Origin of the sequence: Bacillus sp. ok061, assembly GCF_900108285.1 — a bacterium.
GTDB classification, from domain to species: Bacteria; Bacillota; Bacilli; order Bacillales; family Bacillaceae_G; genus Bacillus_A; species Bacillus_A thuringiensis_S.
The window spans coordinates 69,817-86,073 of record NZ_FNUW01000006.1 but is presented as its reverse complement, the minus strand read 5'-3'; the positions used below and the strand labels follow the sequence as shown (position 1 = coordinate 86,073).

Here is a 16,257-nt window from a genome sequence, read left to right as displayed (position 1 = left end):
AAAGCTATTTCACCATTTGTATTGTTAACTTATCTTTTAACATTGAGCTATATGAGTCAATTTCATATTTTGTATTATTGATTTTTTCTTTTTTCATTTTTAACATATCGAATATTTCTAATTCTAAATTCCTTCTAGCTTCAAGAACTTTTATCGCTCCTTCTACACCTGAATGGTTATGTTCTTTCCCATAGCCTTGGTTAGTGTAATAGTCGACGATTCCTGTGGACCATTCTGGAGTTCTTTCTTTTAGTGCCTTCCTAAATGAAAATTCAAGATTATCTTGTTCTACATACAATAACATTGGATTTAAATTCTCTATGATTTTTGCAACTTTCATTACATAATTTATTATTTTTTCTTTTTGTTCACCATATTTAATCATCCCAATAGTTAATGAGTTTTGTATGAAACAACATTCAAAGATATAAACCTTATTGTCGTCTAGAGCACTTTCAGTAAAGTCATTCCATTTGTCAGCAATTAGTTCAACATTTTTATCGAATGGCAATTCATATATATCGTTTTTTGAAATATCGTTAAATAATTCGTCCGAAAACTGATCACCAAACTCATTTTTTATCTTTCTGTATGGTAATAAATAATTGTTTCCTTTTTTTAGAACTCTTTTAAGAAGCACTTCTTTAAAATCTCCACTGTTAGATAATAATCTATCAAATTCAAATTTATTAAAACAAGATACACCATCATAGTCGGCTGGATGGTTCAAATTTCCCTCTAAAAATAGTTCAACTTCAATTTTATTTTGGCTTAGAATTTCATTTATTAGCTTTGCAGTGGTTGATTTTCCAAACCCAGGTAAACCTTCTACTATTATTAGTTTTGTGTTCATAGTTATAAATCCCTTTCTTCAAAGTATTTAACCAAGATAAAAAAAATCACTTACTTCACTGCAACCACCCCTTCAAAATATGATATTCACCATTTCCTTTGAAAAATCCTGCTTAAAGTAACCTGACCGTTAGTTTAAGAACATTTTTTCACAATCTCTATCATTATTTTAACATAAATTTCCATTTACCTTTTAAAAAAAATATAGTCCACCATTATTTGAGTGAACTATCTAAATTAAATTATATCTTTTAAATCAAACGATTTTCCAATAATCCCCAATCGTTAAACTGATGTTTTTACTGTTTTCTTTTTCCCTTCGTTTGTGGTAAATGGCATACAAAAGTTATAATGGGTTCGAATTATCGTTAAAGTCATTTGTGCGTATTTTGGATTAAAATTAGAATAGATATAACTTTTACCATCTCCACGAGCTATCATTAAAGGTCTTTCTAGACAACCAATTTAGCAATGGTTTTAGTATATAAAATAGCAAGAGTACATAAAAGTGCTTAAACATTTTAATAACAATATAAAAAGGGATGCTAAATCATATGTGATTTACATCCCTTTTTTGTTTGTTATTTTATATTTTCTCTCCCGTAACTGAACCCGTTATTTATTCATAGGAGTCTTTTTATACTTCTACGTTACTTTTTAAATGGAAGCATTCTTCCCTGCTTCAATTTCTAATGACTCTTCATGCCACCAAAGTGTTTCTTCAGGGTCTTCTTTAGCGATTAGGTGTGCTTCTTTTTTCGTTTCTACTGTAGGATATGAACCTTTTAGCGCACGCCCTGAAGTCGTAACAAATAGTACACTAAATACAACTAATCCAATAATACTTACACCTGCTAAATAAAATGCCGGTGCGAGCGGGTTACCAGTTGCATGAACTAAGTATGAACATACGAGTGGTGTTGTTCCACCGAATATCGATACAGAAATATTAAATGAGATCGAAAGTGCTCGATAACGTACATCGGTGAAAAAGAGTGATGGTAATAATGAAGGTAATGTTCCTTCATATACACTTAAGAAGAAACCTAGTACGAAAATACCTGCAAATATAGCTGCAATATGTCCGTTACCTATTAGTAAAAATGCTGGAATTGCAAATACAGTTAAACCAAGTAAACCAATTTGCACAACGCGTTTATTACCAATTTTATCACTTAACTTACCGAAATATAGTGCTAGTGGAATCATAAGTGCCATCGTAATAGAAATAATTAATAAGCCTGTTGTTTCTTCGACTTTAAGTACTTGAGTTAGATAAGAAGGAATATACGAAAGAATCATATAATTTGTAATATTAAAGAAGGCGACAATTACTGTGCTTAATAAGAAGTCTTTTTTGTGATATTTAATAATATCCATAAATGAAAATTGTTCATTGTCTTCAGATTCCTCTTGTGCTTTTTCCATCTCTTCAAAGATTGGAGATTCATCTAGATGACGGCGTAAGTATAAACCGACCAAACCAATTGGTGCAGCTACTAAGAACGGAATACGCCATCCCCAGCTGAGCATTTGCTCATCTGTTAACAATAACGTCAAAATGGTAACAATTACCGATGCAGCAATGTAACCTGAGAGTGTTCCAATTTCAAGACCACTACCGAGTATACCACGCTTTTTATCTGGAGAAGATTCTGCGATATAAACCATTGCACCTGAATATTCGCCGCCTGTAGAGAAGCCTTGAATCATTCGGGCAACTAAAAGTAGTATTGGTGCCCATACACCAATTTGTTCATAGGTTGGTAGTAATGCGATGAATAATGTAGAAAGTGCCATTAAAATAATAGTAGTACTTAACACGATTTTTCGGCCGTACTTATCTCCTATTCTACCAAAGAATACACCTCCGATTGGTCGAACGAGAAAGGCTGCTGCAAATGTACCGAATGTAAGTACAAGCTGCAATCCACTATTATCAACACCTGAGAAGAATAATTGACTTAAAATAACCGCTAAATACGCGTATAATCCGAAGTCAAACCACTCCATTGCATTCCCTATACCAGTAGCAATTACTGCTTTCCTGGCTTGTTTAGGATTGACAATATTAACGTCTTGAGGTTCAAAATTTAAATCATTATTTTGTTGCATATAATAAAACAGCTCCTTATTTAATTTAACTTCTTTAAGCACACCTTCTCTTATTGAATAAAATTAATTCGAAGCACTTAAGGAAAATTAACGTCTCCTTATCTGTTATTATTGTTTCACATAATTAATTATTTGTCCAATGAGATGCTCTCTATGTTAAGTAATTTACTATTTTAAAAAGCTGAAAAAGCCGCTATTTTAGCGGCTTTTTCAGCTTTTTATATTTTTTATATTTTTTTAAATACTTGCTGTAGCAGCTATGTTATGAACACAGGAAATAAACTCATAAGTGAATGCGTCAATTTCCTCTTTCGTAATAATATACGGCGGAAGTAATCGAATAATATTCCCTTGTGTTACATCGACTAACATCCCTTTATTCATTAACTCAATCTGTAATTTCTTCACATTTTCATTCGTGTCATTCACACTTATCCCAAACATCATCCCCGCATGACGCACTTCCTGAATATAATAAGAATTTTCTTTCTGAATGTCTTGCAGTTTGTCATTTAAATATAGTGACGTTTCATAAGCTTCTTGCATTAACCCATCATCAAGTAATGTATTTAATACAGTTAAACCTAATGCTGTTCCCATTGATGAATGAGCAAACGTTGTCCCATGATCTCCTGGTGAAAATACATCACATAACTTTTCACCTACAATAATTCCCCCTAGCGGTATCCCGCCTCCTGCTCCTTTACCGATTTGAATAATGTCCGGTGTAATATTAAAATTTTGATAAGCAAATAGTTTTCCCGTTCGACCCATTCCACTTTGAACTTCATCAACGACAAGAAGTACATTATATTTTTCACATAAATTTTGAACACCATGTAAATATTCACTTGATAAAGGATAAATCCCCCCGCTACCTAAAACAGGCTCTAGCATAATCGCAATTGGATTTTCTTTAATAATGGTTTCTTCTAATTGGTCTATATTCTCGCGCTCTACTTCATATACAGGAATAGATGTTTTAGGGAAATTTTGATATACCTTTTCTTGTCTCGTAAAATGTAGTGCCCCTAACGTCCTCCCGTGAAAACTATCTTTTAACACAACTACTCCATCACGCTCTTCATTCGCAATAAATCTATATTTATCAATTAATTTTAATGTCGTTTCTGTCGCTTCCGTACCAGAGTTTGTAAAAAAGACTTTTCCGCTTTTTAAAGTACAACCTACTAATTTCTTTGCATACTCAATTGCAACTGGGTTTAAAAAATGAAACGGTAAATGCAACGATTTCGCAACTTGCTCCATTGTCGTTTGTACAATTTTAGGATGATTATATCCTAATACATTTACTCCTACGCCAGAAAATAAATCTAAATACTCTTTACCATCTACATCATACAGTTTACACCCTTCTCCCCTTTCCATTGCAACCTCTGTACGACAATATGTAGACATCATATATTCTTTATCTAATTGAAACCAATCCGACATTTTATATTCCTCCTAGTTATTTTCCCTGTTTATTTATGTTCATTCTCTATAAAGTCATGTATAAATTCATTTTTTAGATTGAAATTTTCATAGTAATTTTCTTCCCGATATTCATTTTTCCATAATTTCTTCTATTTCAACAGGTCCACTACATGTGCATTTTTTTCATCTAGCGGTCTGTTACCATTTTGGACTGTGCTTGTCATACATAATCAAGGCTATGAAATCATATTTAGTAACAATGGACAAAAAAGATTTGGAGGCTATATAGATGGATGAAAACTATGATAAACAGGGGCAATCTTTACTAGGGAATGACTTTAATGAAAATAGAGAACGTAATGAACAAGCTATACTTCACTCACAAACAGTTGGTTCACGTGGACCTGTTCTAAAGCAAGATAGTGTACTTCACGAGACGCTACAAGAATTTATTCACGAAAAAATTTTAGAAAGACCTGTTCATGTAAAAGGATTTGGTGCGTTCGGTTATTTTCAAACAATCTATCCAATGTCTGAACATACTAAACTACGTTTTTTACAAAATTCTAATGCGAGAGTTCCTGTTATGGTGCGATTTTCATTAGCCGTTAGTACGAAAGGAACACCTGACACTTCTAGAAATGTACGCGGTTTTTCTACAAAGTTTTATACAGAAGAAGGCATTTTCGATCTTTTATGTAATCACATCCCTGTCTTTTCCGTTCGTGATCCGATTCGTTTCCCTGAAACGATTCAAGCGTTGTTACCTTCACCTATAAATAACTTAATAGACCCTAATAGATTTTGGAGCTTTGTCGCTAGAGCGCCTGAATCCATTCATTTCGTTGTCCATTTATATTCTGATGCTGGTACGGCCAAAAGTCTTCGCCACATCCCAGGACATAGTGTTAATACATATGTATGGAGAAATGCAGAAGGTCATCGAAAGTATGTAAAGTATCATTGGTACCCCTTTGAAGGTGTTCAATACATTACTAGTGAGGAAGCGAATAAACTGGCTGCTGAAAACCCTGATTATAGCGGGAAAGATTTATATGATGCAATTGCAAATGGTAAACCAGTAGAATACGGTTTATATGTCCAGCTCATGGATCCGAAAGATGAAGCACATCTTTCTTATGACCCTTTAGATGATACAAAAGTATGGGATGAAAAGAAGTATCCTCTTATACCAGTAGGCAAAATGGTATTAAATAAAAATCCTGAAAATTATATGGAGCAAGTAGAAAAAGTCGCCTTCTCCCCTTCTAATTTACTAGACGGTGCAGAACTATCAGATGATAAAATGCTGCAAGGGCGTGCTAACATTTACAGTGATTCTCAAAGAAGAAGAATTGGTTCCGAATTTCGCAAATTGGCAATTAACAAACAGCAAAATTGGACGCCTGCTAATCAAATAACGAGCGGTGACGGAAGATACGTTGAAGGTAAACTTGAAAGAACTTCTATTACGAAACAGGATGACTTTACGCAGCCTACTGAATTTTATACGAAGTTAAAACCGATTGAAAAAGAACATCTTGCTAAAAACTTAGCTAGTGATTTGAAAGTTATCTCTGATGATATTAGGGAGGTCGTTTTGGGGTATTTCAATCGAGTATCAACTGATTTGAAAACAAGCATTGAGACAAAAATGAAAGACCATTAAGAAGATTAAAACATGCTTTACGAATGAGAATTCAAATCTATATTAATTATTTTCTTGTCAAAATCCAATGAGATTATTTAATTTAAAAATATAAAGCCAATATATCCCTGTTCTATAATTAGAACAGGGATATATTGATATAGTTTAATTTTTAACATTACATACTTTATTTCGCTAAAAATGTAATAAGTTTCCTTTCAAAATGAATTATAGTAAACTATTTTACTTGTACCGTATAATTCCCTGTTCCACCACCATACTTATATACACTTAAGTAATATTTCCCTGGCTTTGCATTATAATTTCCAAGCAATTTGTTTCCATCACGTTTTGTTGCATAAGCTACATAATTATTTAGATCTGATTCAGAATATAATACCCAGTTCAGTCCAAGATTTTGTTCGTTCGTAACAGAAATTTGTAAATCTTTTTGATCCTTTACATCAATAACAAATTTATCCCCCTGATCTTGATCGCTCAAGGTTCCTCTTAACAAAATATTCAAAGATAGTGGGTTTGCTGTTTCAAATGAATTATTTGGTTCTTTTTCTACAGCCGTACCTTCTTCCGTATTCACTCCGCTAAACACAACATCATATTCATATTGCCCAGCATTATTTACACGGTAATTTACAAAATAAGCAGTCAATGTTTTATATCCAGTCCACTCTTTTCCTGAAAGACGTTTCAACATATCATTTGTTGCTTCATTCATCATTTTCCAGTCCTCAACTTCTCCTTTAGCCGCACTTCCTGTATATGTCCCCTGTAGTGTAAATGTATTAAAGAATTGTGATTTATTCTTTGTTACTTTCACATCTTTTAATTTCGCTTCATTCGTAATATCTGAAGTAATGTCCGAAAGCGATTTTGGATCATGCTGAGTTAAATACTCATCTGATACTTGTGGGATTGTATACTTATCGCGATTATCAATAAGCATTTGCATATAAGATTGATATTCTTCATTTAACTTATTATCTTTGCTTAATGTAGCACGGTATGCATCGTAACTTGAAACATCATTTGCGCGAATCAAATCATGCACTTTATCGAACATTTCAGGGCGCTTATTATACATATATGATTGCAGCGCAAACGAATAATTATAAAAATCCCACGTTCCATATTTCGCATTTAATGTTTGTGATGCTGTATAACGTTTTGCAGGATCATTAGATAACCCACCAATTATACTTTTTCGCGGTACTACACTATCTAATCGCGTTGCACCTGCAAAGAACTCTGCGTTTCCTTCTTCAAACCATGTTAAACGTTCATTTTGATACATTTCTCCTTGTCCCCATAATCCCTGAACTTCGTACCTTCCCTGTAAGTAGTGCGTAAATTCATGGCGGAACAATTCTTCCAGACTATAAATACTTTGCTCTGGTGTACGTTCATATGTAAAGAAAGTCCCTGTCCCTTCAATATAAATCCCACCATTATTCGTTTCATATCCGTACAGTTGACGATTAAATTGATACTCATCTGGGCTATTATAAATAACCATCGTTAACACATCATCAGCATGTCCACTTTCAAGTGGTTTATCGCTACCAACTGTACGATAAAATTGAGAACGCACCTCTTTTGCCGCCCAGTATAGACGTTTAATTTTCTCTTCGCTAACTTTATCCCCAGCTTTAAAGACAATTGCTCCATCATCAAACGTGTACGTTTTCGGTAAATATTTCTTTTTACCTTCTTCTCGAATTTGATCTAAATTTACAGTTTTTCCATTCGCATCTATTCCTCCATAATTTGTAGTAATTTGTTCTGCCGCAACAAAGTATTGCTCTCCTAAATATGGATAAATTCGCATTGCATCTGTAACAACTTGTTGTCCTTTTGTCGGCGTGCTATGAAGCTTGCCCAATCGGCCAGCATAATAAATTCCATTATTAATTAACCATCCGTTTTTATTTGTTACTGTACCAAGTAGTGCAAAACGATTTACTTCATTAATAAAGTTATCGATATTCCGAAACCACATCGTATCTTTTGGCTCTTTTCCAGTCGTGTACATATCCGTCTGAATATCAAAGTCAATTCCCTTCATCAACTCATATATAGCGTCTCCTTTTGTTCGGTCTTCAATGAAAGTCGCAAGATTATCATTATATTGTTTAAAAATTTCACCTGCATATAAAACCGTTTCAACATCTGCTGATGCATTTCCAATTAATTTTCCATATGATGCAATTACTTTATTTTGTTCTGATGTACCAAGTTTGAAATTTGGATTTTTTGCAATTGTTTTTAAAGCTGGTAAACATTTATCATGGTAGCTACGCTCATTTAGTTTGCTTAATTCATCATGGTAAAAACCTAAATAAAATGCTGCACGTAGAGCTTCTACTAATGTTTCAATCCCTTTTGAATCATCTTTCGTATAAGCTTGTCCTTGTTCTGCTAGTTTATTAATAATTGCTTGCATTCGGCTATCATCTTGATAGAATTTAAGACTATCACTATTAAACTGAAATAATTCCGGAATTTGATACCATTTAATTGTCACAAGAAGATCAGTTAATTGTTTGTTATTTAATTGATTTAACTCAGCCATCGAATACTGTTTTTCTTCAGCTAACGGTTTAATATTATCGGTTGGTGCTAGTGGACGCTGCGATAAATCCGCTAATTTTAACCGTTTTGTAAAAGATGCATTTTCTTGTACTTTTGAAGGGTGCGCCAATTCATCAACAGATTTCTGTATTCCTACCGGCTCCATTTGTAATACGTTCTTCACATTTTTCTCTTTTGTCTCTGCTTGAATTTGCAAACCATTACATGTTATTGTCACTAATCCAACACCAAGAATCCACTTAGAAATTTTCGAATATTTAACCATCCCATTGCCCCCTAATAACTTAAAAGAAAATTCAGAATTTTAAAATCAAAAAACCCACTTATTTGTATGTATTTACAGTTCCGCTATAAATACAACTATGATTAATAATGCAATAGTAGCTTATTTTATACTATTACGAGTACAGATTCCTTACATACAATCTCCCTTCCTTACATGTAATACAAGCAAAAACCGTGCCAATCATATTTCTTATGAATAGCCAACATTCTTTTATAAATACTGTAGAATAAAATATACATAGGTGTTTCGGCAATGTATAAATCATTTGACACAAAATCTAATGTTTATGAAGAACAAATTCATTGAATGTTATAAATTCATTAGGCAGTAAATAATCCCCAATTATTAAATCTCTCAAAAAAAGGTAAATAAACATATTCCATAAAGCTAATATGTTTGTTTACCTTTTTCTATTTCAAATCAACAGCAAAATATCGTTGAATAAAAACAGCATGAATAAGTATTTTGTTATTCATTTCTCTTTTTCAGATAATCTTTTTCACATTGCAACGGCTTAAATTTCACTTTTTTCCCTTTCTTCTTTTTCGTTTTTATAACGAGCCATTCCCCTTTTTCAACGTCTAGTTTAAGGCGTTTCATTACATTAATATTATCTTTTTCTTTATAAAGTAAAAATGCTTCTTGCGCCCTCACAAATAAGCTGGGTTGCTCGCTAAATCCACCACTATCATAAATTTTAGTTAGCGAATTATAATAAGAATCATTTTCCTTTCCACCATACATCAAATGGGCAGCCTCTAGATCTCTTTTACTTACTTCCCAAAAACTATGTTCATCCATATTTAAATTAAATGTGGATTTAATGTCTTGTATTATATTCTTCACATACTTTTCATCTCGAATTTTCCTTTTTTCAAGACAATCAGAAGATAGCTCTGGTGCATCCGTTTGAGAATGTACAACTTGTTGAATAGATACACTTAATATAAATACACTTAATATATACAATATTTTTTTCATACTTACGTTTCACCTCAAGTAATTTAGATACTATATTATTTGAGGCTCACAATATTCTTATGCTAACAATGTGAAAGGCCCTATAAATTGGACTTTTATAGAGCCTTTCATATTAACATTGTTTTATCAAATTCACCGGTGAAGCCATTACCTTACTATTTTTCACATCATATAATCCTATAGGAGTTACCCGTATAAAAGGTAAGTGCGTCGCAGAAAAGAACAAAATGGTAAATGCCGGATCGTCATACGCGTAACCACGCTCTTGGAGTAGTTTCACCATCTGTTTCTCTTCCTGTATTAATTTATTCATTTTCAAATTAGACATAATCCCGAGTAATGGTAATGCGATTTCGTGTAATACTTCATTCTTTTCAGCTATTACCATTCCTCCCCCAATCTCTTTCACTCTATGAAAAGCTGTAAGCATATCTTCTTTATTCTTCCCAATAAGAATGATGTCACCGGTACCAGAATAAGAGCTAGCAAGACCACCTAGTTCTTTCGCAAACCCCTTTACAACTGTATTCACTCGCCAAGTACCATCACGAGCAATCATCATAAGAAAACACTCATCATGATCTAGAGAAAGTTCATCACGGTTTAAATCAATTTCAGTCGTGTATGGTTTAGTTATAACGTTATTTAATAATTGTATACCCACTTTTTGAGAAAAAATCATATCCTCTTTTTCTATAGACCAGTTTAATAATAATGGAGTTACTTTGAATTGACTCCATTCTATTCGTACTGATTCATTATTGTTTATTCCGTCACGCTTCACCCATTTTCCTTTTGCAATTACACTTATTGGAACCGGATTTTCTTTACTTTCCAAAATATTAATATTAGCTATTCTACCTGTCGCAATCGATCCATGTACATGTTCCATATTGTAATAACGAGCGATATTATAACTTGCCATATGATAAGCATCTATTATTGGCACTCCTTGTTTTATCGCGGTAGCTATCATTACGTTTGTCATTCCATTTTCATAAAACGAAGGATGTGAGCCGTCTGTAGTAAGAATAAATCTATCAAACTGCTTTACTCCTAGTTCCAACAATTCTTTCAGTAACACTTCTAAATCTGGGCGTATTGAAGAATTTCTTAGGGAAACCGTGTAACCTTGCATAAGACGAGTGAAAGCTTCCTGCCCTGTCATCGCTTCATGATCACAATCTGTACCTAACAGTTTTAACTTCGCTAAAGTCGTTTCAGATGCTCCTGGAAAATGCCCTTCCACTTTTTTATGTAATCGTTTCGTTTCCTGCAACCAATGTAACATTTCATCATCGCCATGTAATAACTTTGGCCACGCTGTTAGCTCGCCACCTTGAAGAACTGCTTTATGCTTAAGCCACTCTATTATGTCTTCACGATTAAATAAAGATTCCCCGTTTTGCAATTCAGTTTGTCCATCAAAACGACACCACCAATACATACTTGCTGGAATCTTTTCAAATTCATCTAATAAACGAAATGCTTCTTCACGTTGTAATGTGAAAAATAAAGTTAAATTATCATTAATAAAAGTCGTCGTCCCAAACTGCATCGCATAATTTGCTAACGTTTCTGGATTATATAATTGATATGGATGTGCATGCGGTTCTATGTAACTTGGAACTATATACTTTCCATCACAATCAATGACTTCACATTTATGTAGTTGCGCTGGCAGTTTTTCTCCTACATAAATAATGCGATCATCATAGATCCAAATATTTGCTTGCATCCACTCGCGCATATAGGAATTTAAATAAGTTGCATTCTTAAATAAAATATGCGGATTTCTTTTGCCATCTATTATTTCAACATGTTCTCTTAATTGCTTGTTACTCCACCTGAAATACTTTTGTTCCACTGTATTCAACTCCAATGCTATTTTAGTTACATTTAAAAATAATTAATCAACTAAACTATTTTCTATTCAAGCCCCGCAATACATACCCCTATTATATTTAATAATCATACAAATAACAATTTTCAGAATAACAATCGTTTTTATTGTTCACTACTTCTCCTTTTGAACATAAACATTTCTGTGCAGTTGTTTTACTTAAACCTTCGAAAGAATAACAACTATTTCATAAAGTAAAAAACGTGTCACCTTAATAAGATGGCACGTTTTTTACTTTGCATTTCAAATTATGATTAGTTCATACTATTTCGGAGCTGATTTATAAAGGCATGGGCTGCATTTGAAAAAACTTGATTCTTTTTCCAAACAATATTTAAGTTCGCTTCTAATTTAGGTTGTAATGGTTTAAAACAAAGTTTACTATTTCCTGACGTGTTAATTATCTTATCTATACATAATGCATATCCAATACCTTCTTCAACCATAAGTGCTGCATTATAAAGCAAATTATAGGTTGCGACGATGTTTAAATTATCTATACTTTCTCCAAACCATCCTGTTAATTCATTACTAACAGTAGATTGTCGTGAAATGAATAATGGTTTATCTATTAAATCCACTGGGCTAATAACTTGTTTATCCGATAAAGGACTATCTTTACACATTAATACACCCCAAGTGTCTTTAGCTGGCAATTGTGCATATTCATATTTTTGTTTATCAGTTGGCTCTATAACGACACCAAAATCTAATAATCCACTATCTAATTTACTCTTAATGTCATCAGCATTTCCGCTGTACAAATGAAATCGAATATTTGGATAGTCTTTTATTAATACTTTTAATGTTTTCGCAATAAGATGCATCGCTTCAGTTTCACCGGCACCAATGTAAACTTCCCCGCTTATCATTTCTTTTGAATCTTTTAAGTTCGCTTCCGTTTTATCTGCTAAATCAACAATCTCCTTCGCCTTTTTAAATAAGTATTTCCCCTCTTCTGTTAATGAGATTTTCCTATTTCCTCTTATAAATAAATCTGTTCCTAATTCCATTTCTAAATCTTTCAGTTGCCTTGATAATGTTGGCTGTGACAAATGTAATTGTTTTGCAGCTGCTGAAATACTTTCTTCATTTGCTACAGCAATAAAATAGCGTAAAACTCGAATTTCCACGATAGTCTCCTTTTACATATAGCTAATAAGCATATGAATGTATTTAATATAGGTATTTGATATTGGAATCGTATCATTTTATGATTGTATTGAAAAGATTAGCGTTTTAGAGGGGAGTATAACAATGAATATGAAAGATTTTATAAATTTTTGTAAGGCCGGCAAGCCTATTTCAGGCGAGGATAAAGAATTACATGATCTACTAGTTCAATGTAGCTATGAAGCCCAGAAGATAACAATGAAATTAAATACATCTTATCATTCTAAAGAAGAGATTGTAGCGATATTTAGTGAATTAACAGATAACAACATTGATCCATCTTTTATGTGTTTTCCACCGTTTCATACAGACTTCGGTAAAAATATTACAATTGGAAAAAACGTATTTTTTAACACTGGATGTTCCTTTCAAGATAGAGGCGGAATTCATATAGGAGACAATTGTATGATCGGTATGAATGTTACAATTGCCACACTTAATCACGGGCTAACTTTAGAAACAAGAAATACGACATACGCTTCCCCTGTTATAATTGGTGAAAATGTATGGATTGGTTCTAGCGCAACAATACTTCCTGGTGTTACAATTGGGAACAATTCAATTGTTGCTGCAGGTTCAGTTGTTACAAAAGATGTACCTGCAAACACCGTCGTTGCAGGGGTGCCTGCAAAAAGTGTGAAAGTCATTCATAGCAATTAAAAATATTCTAGATTTTTGAAATGCAAACAAGCTACTTTGATTGAAATTTGCTTTACTGCTTATATATTTATTTTATCGCTCTTGTTAAGAATTTTATTTCTCTTTGTGAGAAGAGAATGTACCTATATATTTTTCTATACCGCAATAAAAAGACTTATAGAATGATTCTATAAGTCTTTTACTATAAGGAATTAACCTATACCCATCGATTAACAAATTCAAAAACCAAAAGATTCGCCATAAATAAATTTCTAATAAATCACTATTCTCTCTAGTCATCAAAAAGTTCACAATAGTTGAGCAGTTCCTTTTACTGCCTCGTAGCCAAAATATATTCCAAACAGAATTAAAACAATGCCTGCTACTATAGAAATCCATTTCATTACTGTATGATTAATAAATCTTCTACCAAAATGAATAGATGTAGCCATAAATATATCCCAAAGCATAATCCCAGCAAAAATGGCTGCACTATACCATAAAGCTTGTTCTTTTCCAATAGTATTCATAGCACTAGTTAGAACTGATCCATATATCCCTATCCAAAAAATAATATTTAATGGATTAGAAATTGCGATAGCAAACCCCGATAGAAAAGATTTTAAAGGATGTTCTTTTTCACCTGATGAAATATATTGAACTTGTTTAGTAGCTTCTTTCATACTTTCATAACCCAAATAAATCATCGTTACAAAACCAAAAATCCAAATGCAAAGTTGAGCAACTGGAGTTGTTAAATAAGTCGAAATACCAAAGTAAATTAAAAACATCATTACAACATCTGCTGACATTGCCCCGACTCCTACTAACCATGCACTCAAAAAACCATTTTTTATTCCTTTATTTATTTGAGCAACATTAATCGGACCGACTGGTGCAGACAATGAAATCCCTAATAATATATAACTGAATATCATGCTAATCATTTTTCTTCAACCCCGTAATAGGACATCTCATTACACTTTCTTCATTTGTTTCTGGTAACATATATTGTTTCCATTCAAAGGTTTCTTTTATTCCGTAATCCCCTATATCTGGATGCATTGGAATATCATCATATGCTAACAAACGTTTTCTAATCACTTTCCGCACTTGTTTCCCTTGTTTTGTATCACCTGTAATATCATCCAGAGTACCTCGAGGTTGTAACGTAATTTCAAGGCCGGTTCCTGTATATCTACTTTTTCTTTCAGAATATATTGGAGCCCTACAAACGACAAATATAGGTTCACCACCAAAACAAAATTCCCATTTAGCATTATAAGGATCTATTGGAATTTCTGCATTCCATGGCTCCGGATCATTTCTCATTAAAAATTGTAATACATTCCAAAATTGTTTTTTGTATTCTTCAGCCAGTAATTGTTTATTAGCGGGTTTAAAAAATATTACTAAAGTAGTTCTCTTTGCAATTTGTTGATATGTTTTAATATATTCATAAATCCCATCTCTTAGTTTGAACAATTCATTTTCATCATAAGCCGATTCGGAAAATATATATCTAGACCAACCATGTTTCTCAGAATCCACTGCAAAATAACACGGAAATGGTTTAGATTGATCTAAAATGCTATCGTGAAAATTATTGAAAGATACAGTTTTCCACTCATCTAAAATCCCTTTATTTTGTTCTTCAATTATTCTCTTTTGATTGTATAAATACATTTTTGTAGTTGGCATTATTAAAATCCCCCCTAATATATTTATGATTTTTTCTCATATAGTAAAATATCATTCTCAACAATATTTAAAATTTCATTTATACTTTTTGTAGGTATTTCAATTGTTATCTCAGGTATACCGGGAGATAACAAAAATTTATTATAGTTATAAATTTTTCGATCTATAATAAGTGTGATTTCATTTGAATAGCCAAATGGAGATACACATCCTGGAACACAAGAAGTTTTTTCTATTAACTCCTCGGCTGAACAAATAGAAATCCTTTTTCCAACCAACTCTTTCATAAGTTTTGAATCTAATTTTTCTCCTTCAACAGTTACAAATATGTAATAGTTATTTGATTTATCTTTTAAAAATAAACTTTTACTGGGTACACCTTCTAATTTAAACCTTTCTCTAATTTTTCTATCTGTTTCATAATCTAATATTGGTTCATGTGTATATTGTTTATACGATATAGCCGCTTCTTCTAACAGTTCTACTACTTGTTTATACATATTTATCCTCCCTTTGATTTCATTACACAATTTGAAAAGATAGCCTTTTCTATTGCTGTTCCCCCTCCCTATTCTTTTTCACAATATATTCAATTATAGTTTACGCAACAATTAACATTGAAATAAAATACATATTTGTAATATAAATGGAATTAAAATATAAAACCTATATTAATCATTAATTTCATAATAGTCAATCATTTAGACGCAAATCATAATTATCTATTTTTGTATACTTAATTCTATTTGTTATTAATTCATACATATTGTTTCTTTTGAAAAAGGACTTGTATATGTGTTCTATTTTTCATCTTCCAAAAATGTTTTGTTTTATCCTTCGGAAATGCGTCAACATTAATACGCTTTAAGATATTAATTCATACGATAAAAGTACATTATTATGTAAATTAAG

12 protein-coding genes are annotated in these 16,257 nt (G+C 32.4%); 2 read left to right on the top strand and 10 right to left on the bottom strand.

The window, feature by feature from the left end; genetic code table 11:
• Positions 1-4: 4 nt before the first annotated feature.
• From C4S65_RS10525 to C4S65_RS10515, 3 genes are all read right to left on the bottom strand, one after another.
• Positions 5-853: a hypothetical protein gene (locus C4S65_RS10525; protein ID WP_086407395.1), complete on the bottom strand. Its 849-nt coding sequence runs from the start codon at positions 851-853 to the stop codon at positions 5-7.
• A 656-nt stretch (positions 854-1,509) separates the two neighbouring features.
• Entirely contained in the window at positions 1,510-2,967 is a 1,458-nt protein-coding gene (locus C4S65_RS10520; protein ID WP_001186930.1) for an MFS transporter, read from the bottom strand.
• A gap of 237 nt (positions 2,968-3,204) precedes the next feature.
• On the bottom strand, positions 3,205-4,422 hold the full coding sequence (locus C4S65_RS10515; RefSeq protein WP_086407394.1) for an aminotransferase class III-fold pyridoxal phosphate-dependent enzyme: 1,218 nt from the start codon (positions 4,420-4,422) through the stop codon (positions 3,205-3,207).
• A 271-nt stretch (positions 4,423-4,693) separates the two neighbouring features.
• Between C4S65_RS10515 and C4S65_RS10510 the strand changes: the two genes are divergently transcribed.
• A complete protein-coding gene (locus tag C4S65_RS10510) occupies positions 4,694-6,073 on the top strand; it encodes a catalase (protein WP_061666970.1) in 1,380 nt (459 codons plus the stop codon).
• A gap of 217 nt (positions 6,074-6,290) precedes the next feature.
• On the opposite strand, the gene colA is transcribed toward C4S65_RS10510, so the two are convergent.
• The 4 genes from colA to C4S65_RS10490 all read right to left on the bottom strand — a co-directional run bounded on the left by colA (position 6,291) and on the right by C4S65_RS10490 (position 12,965).
• Positions 6,291-8,927: a collagenase ColA gene (gene colA, locus C4S65_RS10505; protein WP_086790418.1), complete on the bottom strand. Its 2,637-nt coding sequence runs from the start codon at positions 8,925-8,927 to the stop codon at positions 6,291-6,293.
• 489 nt (positions 8,928-9,416) lie between these two features.
• Positions 9,417-9,929: a hypothetical protein gene (locus C4S65_RS10500; RefSeq protein ID WP_086407392.1), complete on the bottom strand. Its 513-nt coding sequence runs from the start codon at positions 9,927-9,929 to the stop codon at positions 9,417-9,419.
• A gap of 112 nt (positions 9,930-10,041) precedes the next feature.
• Positions 10,042-11,796, bottom strand: a complete 1,755-nt coding sequence (locus C4S65_RS10495; protein WP_061666967.1) for an adenine deaminase C-terminal domain-containing protein — start codon at positions 11,794-11,796, stop codon at positions 10,042-10,044.
• Positions 11,797-12,086: 290 nt separating this feature from the next.
• Positions 12,087-12,965, bottom strand: coding sequence for a LysR family transcriptional regulator (locus tag C4S65_RS10490; RefSeq protein ID WP_061666966.1), 879 nt, complete (start codon positions 12,963-12,965; stop codon positions 12,087-12,089).
• A 124-nt stretch (positions 12,966-13,089) separates the two neighbouring features.
• Here C4S65_RS10490 and C4S65_RS10485 point away from each other — a divergent pair, with 124 nt between their 5' ends.
• Positions 13,090-13,665: a sugar O-acetyltransferase gene (locus tag C4S65_RS10485; RefSeq protein WP_001056074.1), complete on the top strand. Its 576-nt coding sequence runs from the start codon at positions 13,090-13,092 to the stop codon at positions 13,663-13,665.
• Positions 13,666-13,952: 287 nt separating this feature from the next.
• On the opposite strand, the gene C4S65_RS10480 is transcribed toward C4S65_RS10485, so the two are convergent.
• Genes C4S65_RS10480 through C4S65_RS10470 form a run of 3 tightly spaced genes read right to left on the bottom strand, consistent with a single transcriptional unit; the run spans position 13,953 to position 15,845 of the window.
• Positions 13,953-14,591: a LysE family transporter gene (locus tag C4S65_RS10480; RefSeq protein WP_000624898.1), complete on the bottom strand. Its 639-nt coding sequence runs from the start codon at positions 14,589-14,591 to the stop codon at positions 13,953-13,955.
• Positions 14,584-15,345: a YqcI/YcgG family protein gene (locus C4S65_RS10475; protein ID WP_061666965.1), complete on the bottom strand. Its 762-nt coding sequence runs from the start codon at positions 15,343-15,345 to the stop codon at positions 14,584-14,586. The genes C4S65_RS10480 and C4S65_RS10475 overlap by 8 nt, the downstream gene beginning before the upstream one ends.
• 23 nt (positions 15,346-15,368) lie before the next feature.
• The gene (locus tag C4S65_RS10470) at positions 15,369-15,845 is read right to left on the bottom strand and encodes a YbaK/EbsC family protein (protein WP_000278060.1); all 477 of its coding nucleotides are present in this window, start codon (positions 15,843-15,845) and stop codon (positions 15,369-15,371) included.
• Positions 15,846-16,257: the final 412 nt, after the last annotated feature.